At 68.5% G+C, this 17,989-nt stretch carries 17 protein-coding genes; 13 read left to right on the top strand and 4 right to left on the bottom strand.

Annotation, left to right across the window (positions count from 1 at the left end; genetic code table 11):
• Nucleotides 1–23: 23 nt before the first annotated feature.
• A complete protein-coding gene (locus ACFCVM_RS10825; protein WP_375836177.1) occupies nt 24–737 on the bottom strand; it encodes an IclR family transcriptional regulator in 714 nt (237 codons plus the stop codon).
• A gap of 247 nt (nt 738–984) precedes the next feature.
• On the opposite strand from ACFCVM_RS10825, the gene ACFCVM_RS10820 reads away from it, so the two are divergent.
• Both ACFCVM_RS10820 and pntB read left to right on the top strand, forming a co-directional pair.
• Nucleotides 985–2,574 carry a Re/Si-specific NAD(P)(+) transhydrogenase subunit alpha gene (locus ACFCVM_RS10820; RefSeq protein WP_375836176.1) on the top strand — a complete coding sequence of 530 codons (1,590 nt, stop codon included), beginning with the start codon at nt 985–987 and terminating at the stop codon, nt 2,572–2,574.
• Between the two features lie 88 nt (nt 2,575–2,662).
• Nucleotides 2,663–4,012: a Re/Si-specific NAD(P)(+) transhydrogenase subunit beta gene (gene pntB, locus ACFCVM_RS10815; RefSeq protein ID WP_375836706.1), complete on the top strand. Its 1,350-nt coding sequence runs from the start codon at nt 2,663–2,665 to the stop codon at nt 4,010–4,012.
• Nucleotides 4,013–4,057: 45 nt separating this feature from the next.
• Here pntB and ACFCVM_RS10810 read toward each other — a convergent pair whose 3' ends face one another.
• On the bottom strand, nt 4,058–4,447 hold the full coding sequence (locus tag ACFCVM_RS10810) for a VOC family protein (RefSeq protein WP_375836175.1): 390 nt from the start codon (nt 4,445–4,447) through the stop codon (nt 4,058–4,060).
• Between the two features lie 105 nt (nt 4,448–4,552).
• Between ACFCVM_RS10810 and ACFCVM_RS10805 the strand changes: the two genes are divergently transcribed.
• The 11 genes from ACFCVM_RS10805 to ACFCVM_RS10755 all read left to right on the top strand — a co-directional run bounded on the left by ACFCVM_RS10805 (nt 4,553) and on the right by ACFCVM_RS10755 (nt 13,563).
• Nucleotides 4,553–5,545, top strand: a complete 993-nt coding sequence (locus tag ACFCVM_RS10805) for a helix-turn-helix transcriptional regulator (protein ID WP_375836174.1) — start codon at nt 4,553–4,555, stop codon at nt 5,543–5,545.
• A gap of 37 nt (nt 5,546–5,582) precedes the next feature.
• Complete coding sequence (locus ACFCVM_RS10800; RefSeq protein WP_375836173.1) at nt 5,583–6,170, top strand: HdeD family acid-resistance protein; 588 nt, start codon at nt 5,583–5,585, stop codon at nt 6,168–6,170.
• Nucleotides 6,167–6,466 (top strand): hypothetical protein, encoded by a 300-nt coding sequence (locus ACFCVM_RS10795; RefSeq protein WP_375836172.1) that lies wholly within the window; start codon nt 6,167–6,169, stop codon nt 6,464–6,466. The genes ACFCVM_RS10800 and ACFCVM_RS10795 overlap by 4 nt, the downstream gene beginning before the upstream one ends.
• A gap of 301 nt (nt 6,467–6,767) precedes the next feature.
• Entirely contained in the window at nt 6,768–7,643 is an 876-nt protein-coding gene (locus ACFCVM_RS10790; protein WP_375836705.1) for an ABC transporter permease, read from the top strand.
• 2 nt (nt 7,644–7,645) lie between these two features.
• A complete protein-coding gene (locus tag ACFCVM_RS10785; RefSeq protein ID WP_375836171.1) occupies nt 7,646–8,428 on the top strand; it encodes an ABC transporter permease in 783 nt (260 codons plus the stop codon).
• A 52-nt stretch (nt 8,429–8,480) separates the two neighbouring features.
• Nucleotides 8,481–9,536: a PotD/PotF family extracellular solute-binding protein gene (locus ACFCVM_RS10780; RefSeq protein ID WP_375836170.1), complete on the top strand. Its 1,056-nt coding sequence runs from the start codon at nt 8,481–8,483 to the stop codon at nt 9,534–9,536.
• 32 nt (nt 9,537–9,568) lie between these two features.
• Nucleotides 9,569–10,666 carry an ABC transporter ATP-binding protein gene (locus ACFCVM_RS10775; protein WP_375836169.1) on the top strand — a complete coding sequence of 366 codons (1,098 nt, stop codon included), beginning with the start codon at nt 9,569–9,571 and terminating at the stop codon, nt 10,664–10,666.
• Between the two features lie 40 nt (nt 10,667–10,706).
• Nucleotides 10,707–11,507, top strand: coding sequence for a carbon-nitrogen hydrolase family protein (locus ACFCVM_RS10770; RefSeq protein ID WP_375836168.1), 801 nt, complete (start codon nt 10,707–10,709; stop codon nt 11,505–11,507).
• 15 nt (nt 11,508–11,522) lie between these two features.
• Nucleotides 11,523–12,209 carry an RraA family protein gene (locus tag ACFCVM_RS10765; RefSeq protein ID WP_375836167.1) on the top strand — a complete coding sequence of 229 codons (687 nt, stop codon included), beginning with the start codon at nt 11,523–11,525 and terminating at the stop codon, nt 12,207–12,209.
• A gap of 95 nt (nt 12,210–12,304) precedes the next feature.
• On the top strand, nt 12,305–13,030 hold the full coding sequence (locus ACFCVM_RS10760; RefSeq protein WP_375836166.1) for a 3-keto-5-aminohexanoate cleavage protein: 726 nt from the start codon (nt 12,305–12,307) through the stop codon (nt 13,028–13,030).
• A 59-nt stretch (nt 13,031–13,089) separates the two neighbouring features.
• Nucleotides 13,090–13,563 (top strand): Lrp/AsnC family transcriptional regulator, encoded by a 474-nt coding sequence (locus ACFCVM_RS10755; protein WP_375836165.1) that lies wholly within the window; start codon nt 13,090–13,092, stop codon nt 13,561–13,563.
• Here the strand turns inward: ACFCVM_RS10755 and ACFCVM_RS10750 are convergent, their stop codons facing one another.
• Both ACFCVM_RS10750 and ACFCVM_RS10745 read right to left on the bottom strand, forming a co-directional pair.
• Nucleotides 13,564–14,070: an Lrp/AsnC family transcriptional regulator gene (locus tag ACFCVM_RS10750; RefSeq protein WP_375836164.1), complete on the bottom strand. Its 507-nt coding sequence runs from the start codon at nt 14,068–14,070 to the stop codon at nt 13,564–13,566. It lies immediately after the preceding gene.
• A 134-nt stretch (nt 14,071–14,204) separates the two neighbouring features.
• Nucleotides 14,205–17,711, bottom strand: coding sequence for an OmpL47-type beta-barrel domain-containing protein (locus ACFCVM_RS10745; RefSeq protein ID WP_375836163.1), 3,507 nt, complete (start codon nt 17,709–17,711; stop codon nt 14,205–14,207).
• Nucleotides 17,712–17,989 lie beyond the last annotated feature (278 nt).

Raw genomic sequence — 17,989 nt, 5'->3', positions numbered from 1 at the left:
CGGGGTCTGCCGACTCGAGCGGGTCAGGCCCCGTACGCGCGCGTGACCGCCTCGGCGGCGAGCCGCAGCCGCTCGGCGATCTCGGCCTCGGGCCGAGCGAACGAGACGTGGATGACCGCGATCGACGCCGGCGGCTGCCCGGGCAGCGCGAGCGGCACGGCAACCGATGCGAGCGACGGCAGGACCTCGTCGTGGCTGAGGGCGTACCCGCGGCGCCGACTCTCGGCGATCTCCGCGCGGAGGCGGTCGGGCACCTCGGCCGGCCAGGCGCTCTCGGGCAGGCTCAGCAGGATCGCCTTGCCGGGCGCGCCGCGCGTGATCGGATGCCGGTGGCCCGGGCGGTACGACACGACGGCGACCGACTGGCGCGGCGAGGCGCTCACGAGCGTGACCGCCTCCTCGGCGTCGGCGAGCACGGCGAGCAGGCAGGTCATGCCGAGCTCGTCGGCGACCGCGTTGAGCTCGGGCACCGCGATGTTCTGCAGGTCGCGCGCGACGCCCGACGCGAGGGCAGCGAGCCCGGTGCCGAGGGCGAGGCGCCCAGCAGCGTCGCGCGTGACGAGGCCGTGGTGCTCGAGGGTGCGCACGAGGCGGTAGGCGACGGATCGATGCACGCCGAGCGCCGCGGCGACCTCGTCGATCGAGAGTGCGCGGTCGGCGTCGGCGAGCACCTCGAGAATCCGGATGCCGCGGCTCAGCGTCTGCGACCCGGCCCGGGTGGCATCGTCGGTGACCATCGGCCCGCCCTCCTGATGCCGGACGGCACCAACCCTGATCGTCCGATACTAGAACGCCGCGCTCGATCATCGGACGAACAGAATTCCGCGGCGCGAAAGAACCGCAGTTCCTTCGCCTCCGATTCGGGCGAATTCCTCCCATTCATCGCCACCTGCGTTCTACGCTGAGCGAGCGCAAGCGACCGGGCTTGCCGCTTCGATGGTGAAGCTGAGCGCTTCGATGGAGAAGACGAATGAGGAGTACCGCATGACGCGCATCGGGGTCGTCACCGAGCAGAGACCCGAGACCCGCGTCGCCGCCACACCGGCGACCGTCACGCAGCTGATCGCCCTCGGGTACGAGGTCGTCGTCGAAGCAGGAGCCGGAGCGCGATCAGCGTTCCCCGACGACGCGTACGTCGCGGCGGGCGCCATGCTCGTCGACGGCGCCGCCGCCTTCGCGAGCGAGCTCGTGCTGAAGGTGAACGCGCCGACCGAGGGCGAGATCGCACTGCTGAGCCCGGGTGCCACGCTCATCGCGCTGCTGGCGCCCGCATTCAAGCCCGAGCTGCTCGAGGCGCTCGCGGGCCGCGGCGTGACGGCGCTCGCGATGGACGCCGTGCCGCGCATCTCCCGCGCGCAGTCGATGGACGTGCTGAGCTCGATGGCGAACATCGCCGGCTATCGCGCCGTCGTCGAGGCGGCGCACGAGTTCGGCCGGTTCTTCACGGGTCAAGTGACCGCGGCCGGCAAGGTGCCGCCCGCCAAGGTGCTCGTCGCGGGTGCCGGTGTGGCCGGCCTCGCCGCGATCGGCGCCGCGTCGAGCCTCGGCGCTATCGTGCGGGCCACCGACCCGCGGCCCGAGGTCGCCGACCAGGTCAAGTCGATCGGCGGCGAGTACCTGAAGGTCGAGGTCGAGGTCGAGCAGTCGACCGACGGCTACGCGAAGGCGACGAGCGAGGACTACGACCGGCGCGCAGCCGAGATCTACTCCGAGCAGGCGGCCGACGTCGACATCGTCATCACGACCGCGCTCATCCCGGGCCGCGCGGCACCCCGCCTCATCACCGCGGCCGACGTCGCGAGCATGAAGTCGGGCAGCGTCATCGTCGACATGGCGGCGGGCATGGGCGGCAACGTCGAGGGATCCGTCGCGGGCGAGCGCATCGTCACGCCGAACGGCGTCGTGATCCTCGGCTACACCGACCTCGCGTCGCGCCTGCCCACGCAGGCGTCGCAGCTCTACGGCACGAACGTCGTCAACCTCGTGAAGCTCCTCACGCCCGCGAAGGACGGCGAGCTGGTGCTCGACTTCGACGACGTCGTGCAGCGATCGGTGACGGTCGCGAGAGACGGCGCCGTCACCTGGCCGCCACCCCCTGTGCAGGTTTCAGCAGCTCCCGGAGCCGCGGCATCCGCTTCGGCAGCGACCGGCGCGAAGCTTGACGCGGCCGCCCCCGAACCCAAGCGCCCGATGTCGCCCGTGAAGAAGGTCGTGCTCGTCGCGATCGGCATCGCGGCCCTCTTCGCCGTGAACGCGATCGCGCCGGCCCCGCTGCCGCAGCACTTCACGGTGCTCGTGCTCGCGGTCGTGGTCGGCTTCTACGTGATCGGCAAGGTGGCGCACGCGCTGCACACGCCGCTCATGAGCGTGACCAACGCGATCTCGGGCATCATCATCGTCGGCGCCATGGTGCAGATCACGAGCGACGCGCTCGTCGTGCAGATCATCGCGACCGTCGCCGTGCTGCTGGCCAGCATCAACATCTTCGGCGGTTTCGCCGTGACCCGACGCATGCTCGCGATGTTCGCGCGCGGAGCTGCCGACAACGCCAAGACTGGAGCCGAACGTGGCTGATCTCGTGACCGCCGCAGAGGCCACGACCCTGCTGACCCCGGCATCGATCGCCGGAGCCGCCTACATCGTCGCAGCACTGCTGTTCATCATGAGCCTCGCGGGGCTCAGCCGGCATGACACCGCCAGAGCCGGTGTCGGCTACGGCATCGCCGGAATGACGATCGCGCTCATCGCCACGGTGTACGCGACCTTCGCCGACGCCTGGGGCTCGCCGCAGGCGACGACCGGCCTCATCCTGCTCGTCGTCGCCGTGCTCGTCGGCGGCGCGATCGGCCTCTGGCGGGCGCGCGTCGTCGCGATGACCGGCATGCCCGAGCTCATCGCCCTGCTGCACAGCTTCGTCGGCCTCGCGGCGGTGCTCGTCGGCTGGAACGGCGCCCTCGAGGTCACCGGCATGAGCGGCGCCCTCCTCGACATCCACCATGCGGAGGTCTTCATCGGCGTCTTCATCGGCGGGGTCACCTTCACGGGTTCGATCGTGGCCTTCCTGAAGCTCTCGGCCCGCATGTCGTCGGCGCCCCTCATGCTGCCCGGCAAGAACGTGCTCAACCTCGGAGCCCTCGTCGCCTTCGTCGTGCTCACCGTCTGGTACGTCATCACCCCCGAGCTGTGGCTCCTCGTGGTGGTGACGGCCCTCGCCCTCGCGCTCGGCTGGCACCTCGTGGCATCCATCGGCGGCGGCGACATGCCGGTCGTCATCTCCATGCTCAACAGCTACTCGGGCTGGGCGGCGGCCGCGGCGGGCTTCCTGCTCAACAACGACCTGCTCATCGTCACCGGTGCGCTCGTCGGCTCCTCGGGTGCCTACCTCTCGTACATCATGTGCAAGGCCATGAACCGCTCGTTCATCTCGGTGATCGCGGGCGGCTTCGGCATCGCGGCGCCGACCGCGTCGAGCGACGGCGAGGAGGCCGGCGAGATCCGCGAGGTCACGGCACCGGATGCTGCGGAGCTGCTGCGCGACGCGGGGTCGGTGATCATCACGCCGGGCTACGGCATGGCCGTCGCACAGGCGCAGTACCCCGTGGCCGAGCTCACGAGCCGACTGCGCGAGCGCGGCGTCGACGTGCGCTTCGGCATCCACCCCGTCGCCGGCCGCCTGCCCGGGCACATGAACGTGCTGCTCGCGGAGGCGAAGGTGCCGTACGACATCGTCGAGGAGATGGACGAGATCAACGACGACTTCGCGAAGACCTCGGTCGTGCTCGTGATCGGCGCGAATGACACCGTCAATCCCTCGGCGGCCGAAGACCCGGGCAGTCCCATCGCGGGCATGCCCGTGCTGCGGGTGTGGGAGGCGTCGAACGTCATCGTCTTCAAGCGCTCGATGTCGGCGGGCTACGCCGGGGTGGCGAATCCGCTCTTCCACCGCGACAACGCGCAGATGCTCTTCGGTGATGCGAAGGCGCGGGTCGAGGACATCCTGCGGGCGCTGTAACCGGGTCGGGCGGTGAGCCTTCCCTCACCGCCCGACGGCGCCGGTTCACCGCCCGGCGAGCACGTCGAGGTAGTGCTGGTTGAACATCACGCCGAGGATGTTGCCGAACGGGTCGACGACCGACGCGGTGGTGAATCCGGGGCCGCGCTCCATCGGCGGCTGGTACGGCGCGCCGCCGAGTGCGAGCAGGCGTTCGTACGTCGCCATCACGTCGTCGACGGCCCAGTAGATGATCTCGCCCGCCGGGACATCCGATGCGGTGGGGCGGTAGGCCGCGTCGATGATGCCGAGCTCGTGCTGGAAGTCGCCGACGCGGAACTCCACGTAGCCCGGGCGGTGGAAGTACGGCTCGGCGCCGAGCATCTCGGTGTACCAGGCGGTGGCCGCCTCGAGGTCGGCGGCGTAGTAGCTGACGGTGGCGAATCCCCTGAGCATGAGCGGCTCCTTTCGAGCGGTTCCCCGGCGGTTCCGAGGTGATGAATACAGTCTCGAACGCAGAAGTGCTCACCTTCTGACTACTTTTCCGACGACAATGGAATCATGCGCGCAGACCGCCTCGTGGCAGTGCTCCTCACCCTGCAGGCGCGGGGCCGGGTGACCGCCGCTCAGCTCGCCGACGAGCTCGAGGTCTCGATCGCGACCGCCCGACGCGACCTCGAGGCGCTGTCGGCTGCCGGCATCCCGGTGTATCCCCAGGCAGGCCGCGGCGGCGGATGGCAGCTGCTCGGCGGCGCCCGCACCGACCTGAGCGGCCTGTCGTCGAGCGAGGCGCGCGCCCTGTTCCTGCTGGTCGGGCCCGCGGCATCCGTCGACTCGGAAGCCAAGGCCGCGCTGCGGAAGCTCGTTCGCGCCCTGCCCGAGACCTTCCGCACGCACGCCGAGGCCGCAGCGGAGGCGGTCGTCATCGACCCCGGGGAGTGGGGGCGGCCGACCCCTGCTCGACCCGCACTGCTCCCCGTCCTCGAAGCGGCGATCGTCGACCGAGTACGACTCCGCATCCGGTACGCCGCATGGAACCGGGAGCCCGCAGATCGCACCGTCGACCCGTGGGGACTCGTGCAGAAGCAGGTGCACTGGTACCTGCTCGGCGGGGTCGACGGCATCGAGCGCACCTACCGCGTCGATCGGATGCTCGACGCGGCGCGAACCGAGGAGCGTGCCGAGCGCCCCGACGACCTCGACCTCGCCGAGATCTGGGAGCGGGTCACCGCCGCGGTCGAACGGCAACGCGCCGCCGCGACCGCGACGATCATCGTCGACTCCGGCATCGTGCCGCTGCTGCACACGCAGTTCGGCCAGCGCGCGATCGACGCGACGCCGCTCGATCCCGGGCGCTCCCGCGTCGTCGTGACCGCCGCGACCGAGGTCATCATCGCGCGCGGCCTCGCCGGCTGGGCCGAGTACCTCGAGGTCGTCGAGCCCGAGTCGCTCCGGGGCGAGCTGCACCGGCTGGGCGCAGCCATCGTCGCCCGGAACGCGCCCGGCGGCGATGCTGCGCGGGCCCCGGACTCGGCGCCCGCGCCGCCAACGTAGGATGGATCGGTACCCCAACCGATGTGAAAGAGGTCAAGTGGCCATCGCAGCCGCTCCCGAAGGCGCCCGTTATTGGGTCGTCCCGGTCGTCCGCGGCATCCTGGCACTCGTGCCCGCCGCCGCAATCACCTTCTCGCAGAACCACTCCCCCGAGTTCGGGCTCCTGGTCTTCGGCCTCTGGGCCGTCGTCTCCGGGCTCGTCACCGGTGCGCTGTCGCTGCGATTCACCGAGGAGCGCGGCATCCGCTCGTTCTTCGTGATCGCGGCCGTCGTGACCGTCGCCGCCGGCCTGCTGGCACTCACCGTGCCGGGCGGGCTGCCGTTCCTGCTCTATCTCGTGAGCGTGTGGGCCGCCATCACCGGCGTCCTCGAACTGTTCGCGGGCCTGCGTGCGCGCGGCCGCACTCCTGCGGCACGCGACTGGATCGCCGCGGGCGCGTTCACCGCGATCCTCGCGCTCGTGTTCCTCGCGATTCCGCTCGACGCCGTCACCGCGGTCGGCCTGCTCGGTGGGTACCTCGTCATCCTCGGCGTCTACCTCCTGATCGGAGGGTTCTCGCTGAAGTGGGCCACCAGCCCAGCGGATGCCGCGCCCGACGCCCCCGGAACGGAGCAGACCTCGTGACCAACACCCCCGGTGAGTACAAGCCGAGCCGGCGCGACGTGCTCCGCCCCATCGAGTACGTCGGCGGCGCGGCGATCGCCGCGATCTTCACGGGCCTGGTCGTGCTGATCACCGCGCGCGAGCCCGTGCTCGCGCTGATCATCGCCGGCATCGCCTTCATCGTCGTGCTCATGACGCTCGCCTTGCTCTCGATGGCGATCAAGCCCAACGCCGAGGAGACGGCCGAGATCGACGGTGAGGATCCGGCCGGGCCGACGGCTCCCCCGTCGGAGCCCCCGACCTCGCCGGAGAACTGAGCCGAGTCGCGCTCGCACCTCGGCGGGGCCGATCCCCGCACCCCTCGGGTCAGCCGCTGATCGCGCCTTCGCCCGAGTTCCGCGCGGCCCGGGCCCGTCGAAGCGCACCCGGAGCGTCGATCCTGCGCTGGAATCGCCAGCTGTCGAAGGGCGCGGCGCCCGACCGCTGCGGACTCCGTCATGATCGGCGCCGACTTCCACGGATTCCGCGACGAGAACCTGGTCATGGCACCAGGGAGGCGTACCAAGATTGGGACTCCACCCAACGGGCGGTGAGCTGCAAAGGAGCATTGTGACGTCGATGACACGGGCGATCCAGTTGGGTCGCAAGGAGAAGCCGAAGCGCGGTTCCCTCCTGCTGCTCATCCCGGGCATCGCCTCGGTGGTGCTCCTCGGTATCCTGCCGCTGTTCATCGTCGCGCGGAACAGCTTCGCCGTCGCGGACGACTACGGCGGCATCACCGACGGCCTCACCTTCGAGAACTACGCGAAGTTGCTGGACCCCGTCTACTCCAAGACGTTGATGTACTCGCTCGGCCTCGGGCTCTTGAACACCGTGGTCTGCCTCGTCATCGGGTACATCACCTCCTACTACATCGTGTCGCGGCCGGCGGGCAGGCAGGGCTTCCTTCTCCTGCTCGTCATCATCCCGTTCTGGACCGACTTCCTCGTGCGCACCTTCGCGTGGATCACGATCCTCGGCTCCGGAGGCCCCATTGCGGGAGTTCTCGGCCTCTTCGGCATCGCCGGGTTCTCGCTGATCCCGAGCAACGTCGCCGTGGTGCTCGGCCTGCTGTACTCGTTCCTGCCGACCGCGATCTTCCCGATCTACGCGTCGATGCGCTCGATCGACGGCTCACTGAAGGAAGCCGCGACTGATCTCGGCTGCAGTTGGTGGGGCGTGCACCGTCGGGTGATCCTGCCGCTCTCGAGCCCCGGCATCCTGGGTGCCGCCCTGCTCACCTTCATTCCGACCATGGGCGTCTTCGTGATCCCGGTGCTCCTCGGAGGCGGCAAGGACCCGCTCGTGGGCAACCTGATCGTGACCCTGTACACCGAGTTCCGCAACCAGCCCATGGGGGCGGCGGCGTCGATGCTCCTCCTCATCCTCATGCTCATCTCGATGGCTCTGGTCGGACTCCTGCTCAAGCGTTCGTCGACCAAGAAGGGGGCGTAACGGTGGATCGCATCGTGAACGGCATCGCCCGTGGCGTCTTCGTCTTCCTCTACATCCCGATCATCGCGGTGATCGTCTACTCGTTCAACGCGGCGGGCACGAACACCCGCTTCGAGGGGCTCACCCTGCAGTGGTACGTCGAGCTCTTCCAGGACGCTGCACTCATGCAGACCCTGCAGACGAGCGCGATCGTGGCGGTCATCACCGCGACCGCCGCGACGGCCGTCGGCATCATGTTCGCGCTGGGCCTGGCTCGGTACCGCGGTCGCGGCAAAGCCGGCCTGATGGCCCTCATCGCCTTGCCGCTGATCGTGCCCGAGATCGTGCTCGGGGTGGCGCTGCTCAGCGTGTTCAGCACGACGAAGGTCCCGCTCGGCATCCTCACGCTCGTGTTGGGGCACCTGATCGTGTCGCTGCCCCTCGCGACGCTCGTGCTGATGAGCTCGGCGGCGATGCTCGACCCGAGCCTGCCGGAGGCCGCGACCGACCTGGGATGTTCGCCGTGGCAGACCTTCACTCGGGTGTACTTCCCGCTCCTGCGCCCCGCGGTCATCGCGGCCTGGCTGCTGAGCTTCACCACCTCGTTCAGCAACATCGTGATGTCGACGTTCCTCAGCGGCGTCGGTTCCACGACGCTGCCACTCAAGATCTACTCGAGTCTCAAGACCGGACTCACGCCGAGCATCAACGCTCTCGGGGCGCTGCTCATCCTCCTAACCCTCGTGATCGTGCTCCTCGTCGGCGTAAGCCAGATGCGTCGCATCCTCGTCGAGGCGCGCGGCTAGTCGTCCCGCAGTCCGTCCTGCACCCAGCATTCCCCAACCGAAAGGAACAGCAATGAAGAAGCTGACCACAGCAGCCGTCGGCATCGTCGCCGCCCTGGCGCTGACCTCGTGCAGTAGCGGGGGCGCCGATGGCCCGTCGACCGAGCTCAACGTCTACGCCTGGGCCGAGGAGATCCCCCAGTCGGTCTTCGATGCATTCACCGAAGAGACCGGCATCAAGGTGAACGTCGACAACTTCGACAGCAACGAGACGATGATCTCGAAGCTCGCGGCCGGAAACTCTGGCTACGACATCGTCGAGCCGAGCCAGTACGCCGTGCAGCAGCTCGTTGGCCAGGAGCTCCTCGAGCCGCTCGACAAGTCCAAGATCGAGGGCCTCGAGAACCTGGCACCGAAGTTCGCCGACCCGAGCTACGACCCCGGCCTCGAGTACTCCGTGCCGTGGGTGTGGGGCACGACCGGGCTGCTCTACAACTCGGCCTGCACCGGCGGCGAGGAGATCACGAGCTGGAAGTCGCTGTTCGACCAGAAGTGGAAAGGCAAGGTGAACATGCTGGACAACATGCTCGCCGCCTACATCGTCGGCCTGCAGGTCAACGGCTACGGTGCCGACAGCGCCGATGAGCAGGAGATCGCGAAGGCGACCGAGTCGCTCATCGAGCAGAAGGAGATCCTCGCCGGCTACAACTCGACGAACTACGGCGACCTGGTCGCGAGCGGCGACGTCTGCATCTCCGAGGCGTGGGGCGGCACGAGCACCGCGAAGCTGCTCGAGCAGAACCCCGACGTGCACTACGTGTTGCCCGAGGAGGGCGGCAGCCTCTGGGTCGACGGTCTCGCGGTCGCGAAGGGCGCTCCGCACCAGGATGCTGCGTACGAGTTCATCAACTTCCTCCTCCGACCCGAGATCGCCGCGATGGCGACGAACGACGGCGGACTCGCGAGTGCGAACGCCGCGGCGCAGGAGCACGTCACCGATCAGGGCATGCTCACCAACTCCGCGGTCTACGCGACCGATGAAGAGGTCGCCAATGCTGACTTCATCGTCGATCCGGGCAAGGCCATGAAGTTCTACCAGGACGGTTGGACCCGGGTGAAGGCCTCCTGAGGCCGGGTTTCAGCGAACAGCGAGAGGGATCCATGAACACGCAGACCACATCGATCGCAGCAGCGGCGGTCGAGATCCGGGGCCTCTCGAAGGAGTTCGCCGACCATCTCGCGGTGCATCCGCTCGACCTGCAGATCGGGGACAACGAGTTCTTCTCGATCCTGGGGCCGTCGGGGTGCGGGAAGACCACGCTGATGCGGATGATCACGGGGTTCGAGGCCCCCAGTTCCGGTCGCGTGCTGCTGGGCGGCGCGGACGTCACGGACGTGCCGACCCGCAATCGGGATCTCAACATGCTCTTCCAGAGCTATGCGCTGTTCCCGCACCTCACGGTGTTCGAGAACGTCGCGTTCGAGCTGCGGGTGCGGCGTGTCGCCAAGGAGGAGGCGAACCGCCGCACCCGGGAGGCGCTCGAACTCGTGAAGCTCGGTCACCTCGGGGACCGCAAGCCCGACCAGCTGTCGGGCGGGCAGCGCCAGCGCGTCGCGCTCGCTCGCGCCGTCGTCTCGGGCCCGAAGGTCGTGCTGCTCGACGAGCCGCTCGGAGCGCTCGACCAGCAGCTGCGCAAGGAGATGCAATACGAGCTCAAGCGGATGCAGCGCGAGGTCGGCATCACATTCATCTATGTGACGCACGATCAGGAGGAGGCGCTCACGATGTCGGACCGCATCGCGGTCATGTCGGAGGGCGTCGTGCAGCAGGTCGGCGGGCCGGAGGACATCTACAACCGACCTGAAACCCGCTTCGTTGCCGGGTTCATCGGCAGCTGCAACCTGCTCGACGTGACCGCGCCCGAGGGCTCCGAGGGTGCCGAGGTAGACGTGGTGCTCCCGGGCGTCGGCACGGTGCGCGGGGTGCTCGGCGAGACCGTCACCCACGAGCGCGCCGGCACCCTGCTGCTCCGCCCCGAGCGGATCGAGGTGCGCCGGGACGGCGAGGGTGTCGAAGGGGTCGTCGAGACCCTGACCTTCCTCGGCGAGGAGTGGCACCTGCACCTGCGCGTGGGCGCCCTGCTCTTCAAGGCCTCCCTCTCGAGCCTCGTCCGCGAGCGCGACCTGCCCGGACTCGCGACCGGAGACCCGCTCCGACTCTCCTGGCGTCCGCAGGACGCCCGGATCGTCGTCCGCTGATCAGACCCCACCGACCAGAAACGAATTCGAGGAGCCTCGCATGCGCGTAGCCGTCGTCCAGACCTCACCCGGGATCGACCCGGAGGCGAATTTCGCCACAATCCGCCGCTTCACCGCGGAAGCCGCCGCCGGCGGCGCCCGGCTCGTCGTCTTCCCCGAGGAGTCGATGCTCCTCGCGGAGGACGACCTCAAGCCCGAATTCCCACAGCTGCTGCCCGAGATCTGGCCCGCGTTCGAGACCTTGATCGCCGACCTCGCGCGTGAGCACGGCATCACGATCATCGCGGCGGGATACGAGCCGAATCCCGCGGGCAGCCCCTTCAACACCATCGTCGCCGTCGGCCCCGATGGCGACGAGCTGGCCCGGTACCACAAAATGCACACCTACGACGCGTTCGCCTACCAGGAGTCGGCATACGTGACGCGCGGCAACGAGCTCCCCCCGATCATCGAAGTCGAGGGTGTTCGGGTCGGGATCGCGAACTGCTACGACGTGCGGTTCCCCGAGCTCTTCCGCAGCCTCGCCGATCGCGGGGTCGACGCGATCGCGCTCTCCGCGGCGTGGGTATCCGGGAAGGGCAAGGAGGAGCACTGGACGGTGCTCACGCAGGCCCGCGCGATCGAGAACGTCAGCTGGTTTCTCGCCGCGGGAACCGTCGGCCCGGACTCGGCCGGCCTCAGCCGCATCATCGACCCGCTCGGGGTCGTGGTCGCCGGGTTGGACGCGCACGAGGAGGGCATCGCCTTCGCCGAGCTCGATGCGAAGCGCACCGCGACCGCCCGTCGCATGCTGCCGGCGCTCTCGAACCGCCGGATCGACCTCGCCTACAACGTGAACTAGCAGAGAGAGAGACCATTGTTCTTCCGCACCGGGAACATCCCCACTCAACTTCCGGCATCCCTTCGCGAGAAGCTCGAGCGCCTGAGCTTCCCCACGATCGGCCACTACCTCGAGGAGGGGTTCGTCGACCCCGAGATCCGGCGGTTGGTCGCGGCCGGCGGCCGCGTGATCGGCACGGCCTTCACCGTGCGCACGACGGCGGCCGATTCGACCGCCCTGCATCACGCGGCGGGCATGATCGAGGCCGGTCAGGTGCTGGTGGTCGACACCGGCGGAGACCGTCGTCACGCTCCGCTCGGTGAGGTCGTCGCGGCTCAGCTCGTCGCCCGGGCCGCCGCCGGCGCCGTCGTCGACGGTGTCGTCACCGACGTCGACGAGATCACGGGACTCGGCCTGACCGTGCACGCGCGCGGCACGAGCATGCTCACCACCAAGCTCCAGGGCATCGACGCCGGCGGGGTCAACGTGCCGGTCACCTGCGGCGGCGCGGTCGTGCGGCCCGGCGACGTCGTGCTCGCGGACGCGAACGGCGTGCTCGTGGTGCCGATCGAGGTCATCGAAGCGCTCGTCGACCTCGCCCTCGAGGACGACGCGGAAGAGCCTGCGCTGATCGAGGAGCTCCGAGCCGGTGCGCCGCTCGGCAGCCTCACGGGCGCGAGCGACACCGTCGCCGGTCTCCTCGCGAGCACGACGCCCCAGTAGCGCGCCCGATGCTCCGACCGGCGACCCGTGTCGCCGGTGTTCCAACGCGCCCGGATTCAGCTCCGCGCACCGCTCTACCCATGAAAGGCACTCGAATGCTCCTCAAAGCCGCGATCAACGGAGGCCGCCCGGTCTCCGAGCACCCGGCCGTCCCCCGCACCACCGAGCAGATCGTGGAGGCGAGCCGCGCCGCCATCGCGGCCGGTGCCGACGTCGTGCACGCCCACGTTCTCACTCCGGAGGGCGAGCAGACGATCCACCCCGACGCGATCGGCGCGTGGGTCCGGGCGATGCGCATGGCCGACCCCACGGTCATCATCGGCACGACCACGGGCCTGTGGACGGTCGAATCGCACGCCGAGCGGATGTCCCACCTCCGCGCCTGGCCGGCCGACGCGCTGCCCGACTTCGCTTCTGTCGCGTTCTGCGAGGACGGCGCCGCCGAGGCGGCCGAGCTCGTGCTCGAGCGCGGCATGATCCTCGAGTCAGCGGTCTGGACGATGGACGACGTGCCCGCGCTGTTGGCGTCGTCGACCCTCGACCGCAACGTGCGCATCCTGATCGAGCCCGAGACGGAGGACCCGGACGAGGCGGTCGCGCAGTGCCGACAGATCGCCGCCCTCCTTCGCGAGGCGGGCGTCGATGCGCCGATCCTGTACCACGGCTACGACGAGACGGTCTGGCCCGTCGTCGAGGCCGCGATCGCCGACGGTTGCGAGACCCGCATCGGCTTCGAGGACGGTGTGCTGCTGCCAGACGGCGGGATGCCCGCCGACAACGCCGATCTCATCCGGGCTGTGCGCACCCTCGAGCGCCGCTGAGTCGAGCATTGTGCCGGCCGGGAGGCGATAGCCTCGATCCGAGGGAAACGGCTGGCACAATGATCGACGAACTCGACAGAAAGCTCATCGAGCTGCTCGCTCGCGATGGCCGGCGCCCGTTCGCCTCTCTCGCCGAGGAGCTCGGCGTCTCCCAATCGACGGTGCGCGCTCGCGTCGCGAAGCTGCAGGAGGACGACGTCGTCACGATCGTTGCACTCTGCAATGCTCTGCTGCTCGGACACCAGGTCGTGCGTCTCCTCCTCCGCATCCGCAATCTGACGCCGAGGGCGGTCGCCGACAGCCTCGTCGGCATCAGCCAGATCAACCATGTCGCGCTTGTCGCCGGTTCGCACGATATCTACCTCGAGGCGACCTGCCGCGACCAACCGCATCTCATCGACCTGCTCGACGAGATTCGGCGCCACCCGGGCGTCGCCTCGATCCAGCCGATCATCGTGACTTCGCTCGCGAAGGACTACAGTGGCGGCGGCCTGCGCGGGACGCCAGGTCAGGGCGGCGACGCCGACCGCTGATCAGCCGTGCTGCTGAGAGAGTGGGGACGGCTCGCGGAATCCCTGCCAGAGGTAGGTGTCCTTCATCACCTCGAGCACGGTGAGCGTCTCGAGGTCTGAGATGCCGCGGATGCGGCGGAGATCCTGCAGCACGATCCGGCCGAGCGCCTGCGCATCGGGCGCGACCACGTCGAGGATGATGTCGTAGTAGCCGAGCGTGCAGGCGACGTACCTGATGTACGGGTGCTCGGCGAGCTGCTCGGCGACCTTCGCGACCGGGACTTCCGACACCCGAATGCCGACGTGCGCGGCGATGCCGCCGATCTTGGTCTCGTCGTACATTCCCGCGACGTAGATCACACCGAGCGACACCAGGCGGTTGTATCGCTGACGGACCGTCGGCTCGGAGTAGCCGATCCGGCGACCGATCTCCGAGAAGGACCGACGGCCGTCGACTCGGAGCTGGTCGATGATCTCCCGGTCCACATCGTCGAGGAGCGGGTCACTCGACTGACGGGCGGCTTCCACTCGGTCAGCGTATCGGAGGACCCCGCGCGGTGAACCCACCGCTGCTCGTGAGGCTGCTCCGGACCGGCGGTTGACGAAGTCGGGCCTGAACCCGGTGGAACACCGGATCCAGGCCCTTGCAGCGTCGTGCTGGACTACCAGATCAGCATCGGCACCGGTACCGCGGATGCATCGGCGAACTGCCCCGTGCCGTCGAACGTCGCCCGGAGCACGTGCACACCCCGGTCGAGTTTCGGCAGCTTCACGCTGAATCGTCCCTTGTCGCTCGCCGCGATCTCGACCGTGGCGAGAACGCGAGAACCCTCGGTGATGGTCAGCGTGCCGACCGGCTTCGAACCGTCGCCGGCGAAGACCTGACCCAGGTATTTCACCTGCGACCCGGACTTCGCGATGAGCTTGCTCGGCAGGCCGATCACGAAGGTGTCGACGGTGGCGCCCTCTTCGATCCTGACGGTGATGCCGACCTCTTCGGAGACGTTGCCGGCCGCGTCGGTGGCTCGTGCCGTGACCGTGGTGACACCGGGCTCGGTGATGATGATCGGCTCGGTGTACGCCTGCCATCCGGCTCCGGTCGAGTACTCGATCGCGGGGGCCGTGTCGATGTCGTCGGTCGCCGTCGCCGTGACGGTGACGTCTCCGGTGAACCACCCCGAGGCCGGCTCCGACGGCGAGGTCGCGAGCGTCACCTTCGGGGCTTCCACGTCGCCCGGCTCAGCTGCCGGGTGGGTCTTGAACGCATCCACGATCATGTAGTCGCCCGACTTCATCGTGCCCGTGATCGTGTGAACACCCGGAGCGAGATCGCCGATCGAGAGCACCGTCTGCTGGTGCAGCCTGCTGGCGTTGTGGAAGGACTGCGTGGTGAAGGGCTCCCCGTCGATGGCGATCTCGACGTCGCCGAGGTCGGTGTTGACCTGGGAGATGATGTCGATTCCCGTTCCATTGAACGCGAGCTCCCACGAGTCGCCGAGATTCTGCGTCGCGTCGATGTCGTCGAGCCAGGCGCTCGCGCCGCCGCGCCCGGCATCGCGCCAGATCCACGATTCCCGGGTCGGAGCCGCAGCAGTCCGATAGACGACGCCCGAGGTGTTGTTGAGGATCTCCGCCTCGGTGGGCTTGACGAGTTCGACCGCGACGTTCGTCGAAGCGCGGCGCACGTCGAGCGCGATCGATGCTCCAGCGGGCAGGGCGTTGTAGGCCTGCCAGAAGGAATTGCGCTGCTCGGTGACCTCGATGCCGTTGATCGAGCGCACGAGGTCGTCGGCCTGCAGACCGGCCACCGCGGCGAGGCTGCCGGCCGGAACCGAGTTGAACTTCACGCCCTTGTAGTCGCTGATCGCGTACGACGACTGTTCCGCCTTGGTGGTGATGTTCGTGATGGAGGAACCCCAGATCGTCTCCACGTACTTGCGTCGTGCGAGCTCGACGGGGTCGGGGCCGGTCGTGCCCGTCGGGAGCACGGCTTCGGGGGGCAGTGCACCACCGGGGGCGCCGAAGCCCGTCATCGGGATGTTCTGGTACCCGAGCGACAGGGCGGGCGAGGTGTCCGCGACCGTGAAGTCGTAGTTCGCCGTCGGGTCGCCGTCGACGAACACCGGGTCGCCGACCGCCGAATCCCGGTCCATCCCCGCGGCGTACCACGACGTGGCCGTGTTGATCGATGCGCCATCCGACGACAGCCGCTCTGAGGCGCCGCCCTTCGGTCGGACGTCGATCGCTGCGCCGGCGTTCCAGAAGAGGTTCTTGCCGATCGTGTACTTCGCGCTGACGGGGTCGTTCAGGACGTTGTTGTACGGGAGGCCGCCGAGGGTGACGTTCTGCTCGATGACGTCGCCGCCCGGCATGTAGCTCACCTGCTCGAAGGTCGATCCGTCGAGGATGAGGTTGTTGCGCAGGGTCCGGTCGAATCCGTCGCGGAGCTTGACGCCGCCCTTGAGCAGGACGTTGTTCGTCATCACGAAGTTGGATGAGCCGTCATCGAGGTCGATCGCCCAGTCGCCATCGTGCCAGAACCGGTTGTGGTCGATCGTGATCGGCTCGACGACGTCGAGCTTCATCATGGCCCGGGCCTGTTCGGCAGTCAGCGCCCCACCGGTGTTGCCCATGAACGTGACGCCGTCGGCGAGGCTCGCGAACGCGTTGTTGGCGGCTCCGGTCTTCCAGAACCGGCTGCGGCCCCACGAGTTGATCGAGCCGTTGTCGCCGGTCTCGCGCACGCAGTCGAAGATGTCGTTGTCCTGGATGAGGTGCCCGCCCCACGTGTTGTCGGAGAAGTTCAGGCACGCGCGGGGGCTGTCGGACAGCGAGTTCCCACGCACCGTGACGTCGAGGGCCATCGCGATGTTGACCGACGAGGTCTGCTTCTCGTACCGGCCGTTGTTGCGCATGACGTTGCCCTCGATGAGCACGTCGCGCGGGTAGTCCTCGGTCTTCGGTCCGCTCTCGAGGTCGGTGATGCGAGGGGTCGTGAAGTAGTTGTCGGCGTAGTCGCGCACCGCGTCGGGCGAGCCCGCGACGTGGACGTCGGTCGCGCCGTTGTTCTCGAACCGGCTGGCGGTGATCGCGGTGTCACTGTTGTAGCCGTCGAGGAAGATGCCGTTGCCGCCGAGATCGGTGAACGAGGACTTCGTGAACGTCACGCTCCGACTGTTCTTCACAGTGGCCGCGCCCTTGCGCACGACGGACCAGTCTCCCCGGGAGAGGTTGACGAACTCGTTGTTGAACAGCGTGCGGTGGGTTCGTTCGAAACTCAGGTTCTCGAACGTGATGTCGTGGATCGGGTCGGCCGCGGACGCGCCCGTCAGGGTGACGAGTTCGTCGAGCTCGCCGACCTCGATGGTGGTGGTCGTGAGGTCGACGCCGGGCGCGGGCTTCAGGTAGAGCTTGTCGGCGGCGCGGTCGAGGAACCACTCGTTCGCGGCATCGAGCTCCTCGCGGATGTTCTCCACCATGACCGCGTCGGCCTTCAGTGGCTGGGATGCGTTGCAGTCCTGCGGGCGGTTGTTGTCGCCGACGAAGCTCAGGTCGAGCGCATCGCCGGTTCGTCCGGCGATCGTGAAGGAGACACTGCCCCAGTCGTGGCAGTGCATCGCGCGAACGTAGCCCGTGGCCGGCTCGGCCCAGTCGGCGGAACGCGAGTTCAACGTCGACAACGTCGTCGTTCCCTCGAGGCGGGGCGCATCGTCGTCCCAGTTCGGGTACCGGGCCATGACCTGGCGGACATCGTCGACGAAGAGCTCGTCGAAGTCGATGCCCGCGGGCACATCCGTCACCATGACGCTCGGATCGGCCTCGGTCGGGCTCCACTCGCCCACGAGCTCGCGGCCGCCGTTGAGCGTGGCTCCCTCGCCGGCGCCGATCCAGCGCACCGGGGCTCCGGCGCTGCCCGAGTCGGCGTTCGTGAGGGCCAGCGTCGAATCGAGGTAGTAGTCGCCTTCGGCGAGTTCGACCGTGATCGGGCCGCCGCCGGTGACGGCCTCGCGAACGAGTTCCTGCGCCCGGGTCAGCGACTTCACGGGCGTCGCAGCGGACGTACCGGCAGCGGCGTCGTCACCGGTCGTGGCGACGAAGACGGTGACCGCTTCCGCCGCGGAGGCGGGGAGAGCGGGGAGTGCTGAGAGGACGAGTGCGGCCAGGCCCACGCCGGCGATCGTTGGATGAAGGACACGTCGTAATGGAGCGGCGTTCGCCCCGCGGGCAGGTTGGTCAGTCACGAGAACTCCCTTGTTCGTTGTGCACCAAGCTCGACATCGAATTAAACATCCGATCTCTAGCGGCCACGCTAAGAACGTTCTGTGAGAAAGTCAACCCTCCTCGCGGATGATCCTCTCGAAACCTCCGATGTCATCCGCGCGGATGTCGGGGAGCCGCTGGAGTCGCCGCGACCGTGGGGGCATGCTCGCGCGGGTGTGCGCACCCG

It is taken from the genome of Agromyces sp. NPDC056389, assembly GCF_042262385.1.
Taxonomy (GTDB): Bacteria; Actinomycetota; Actinomycetes; order Actinomycetales; family Microbacteriaceae; genus Agromyces.
Note: the sequence above shows the minus strand (reverse complement) of the source record. Positions and strands in the feature narration are given on the sequence as shown.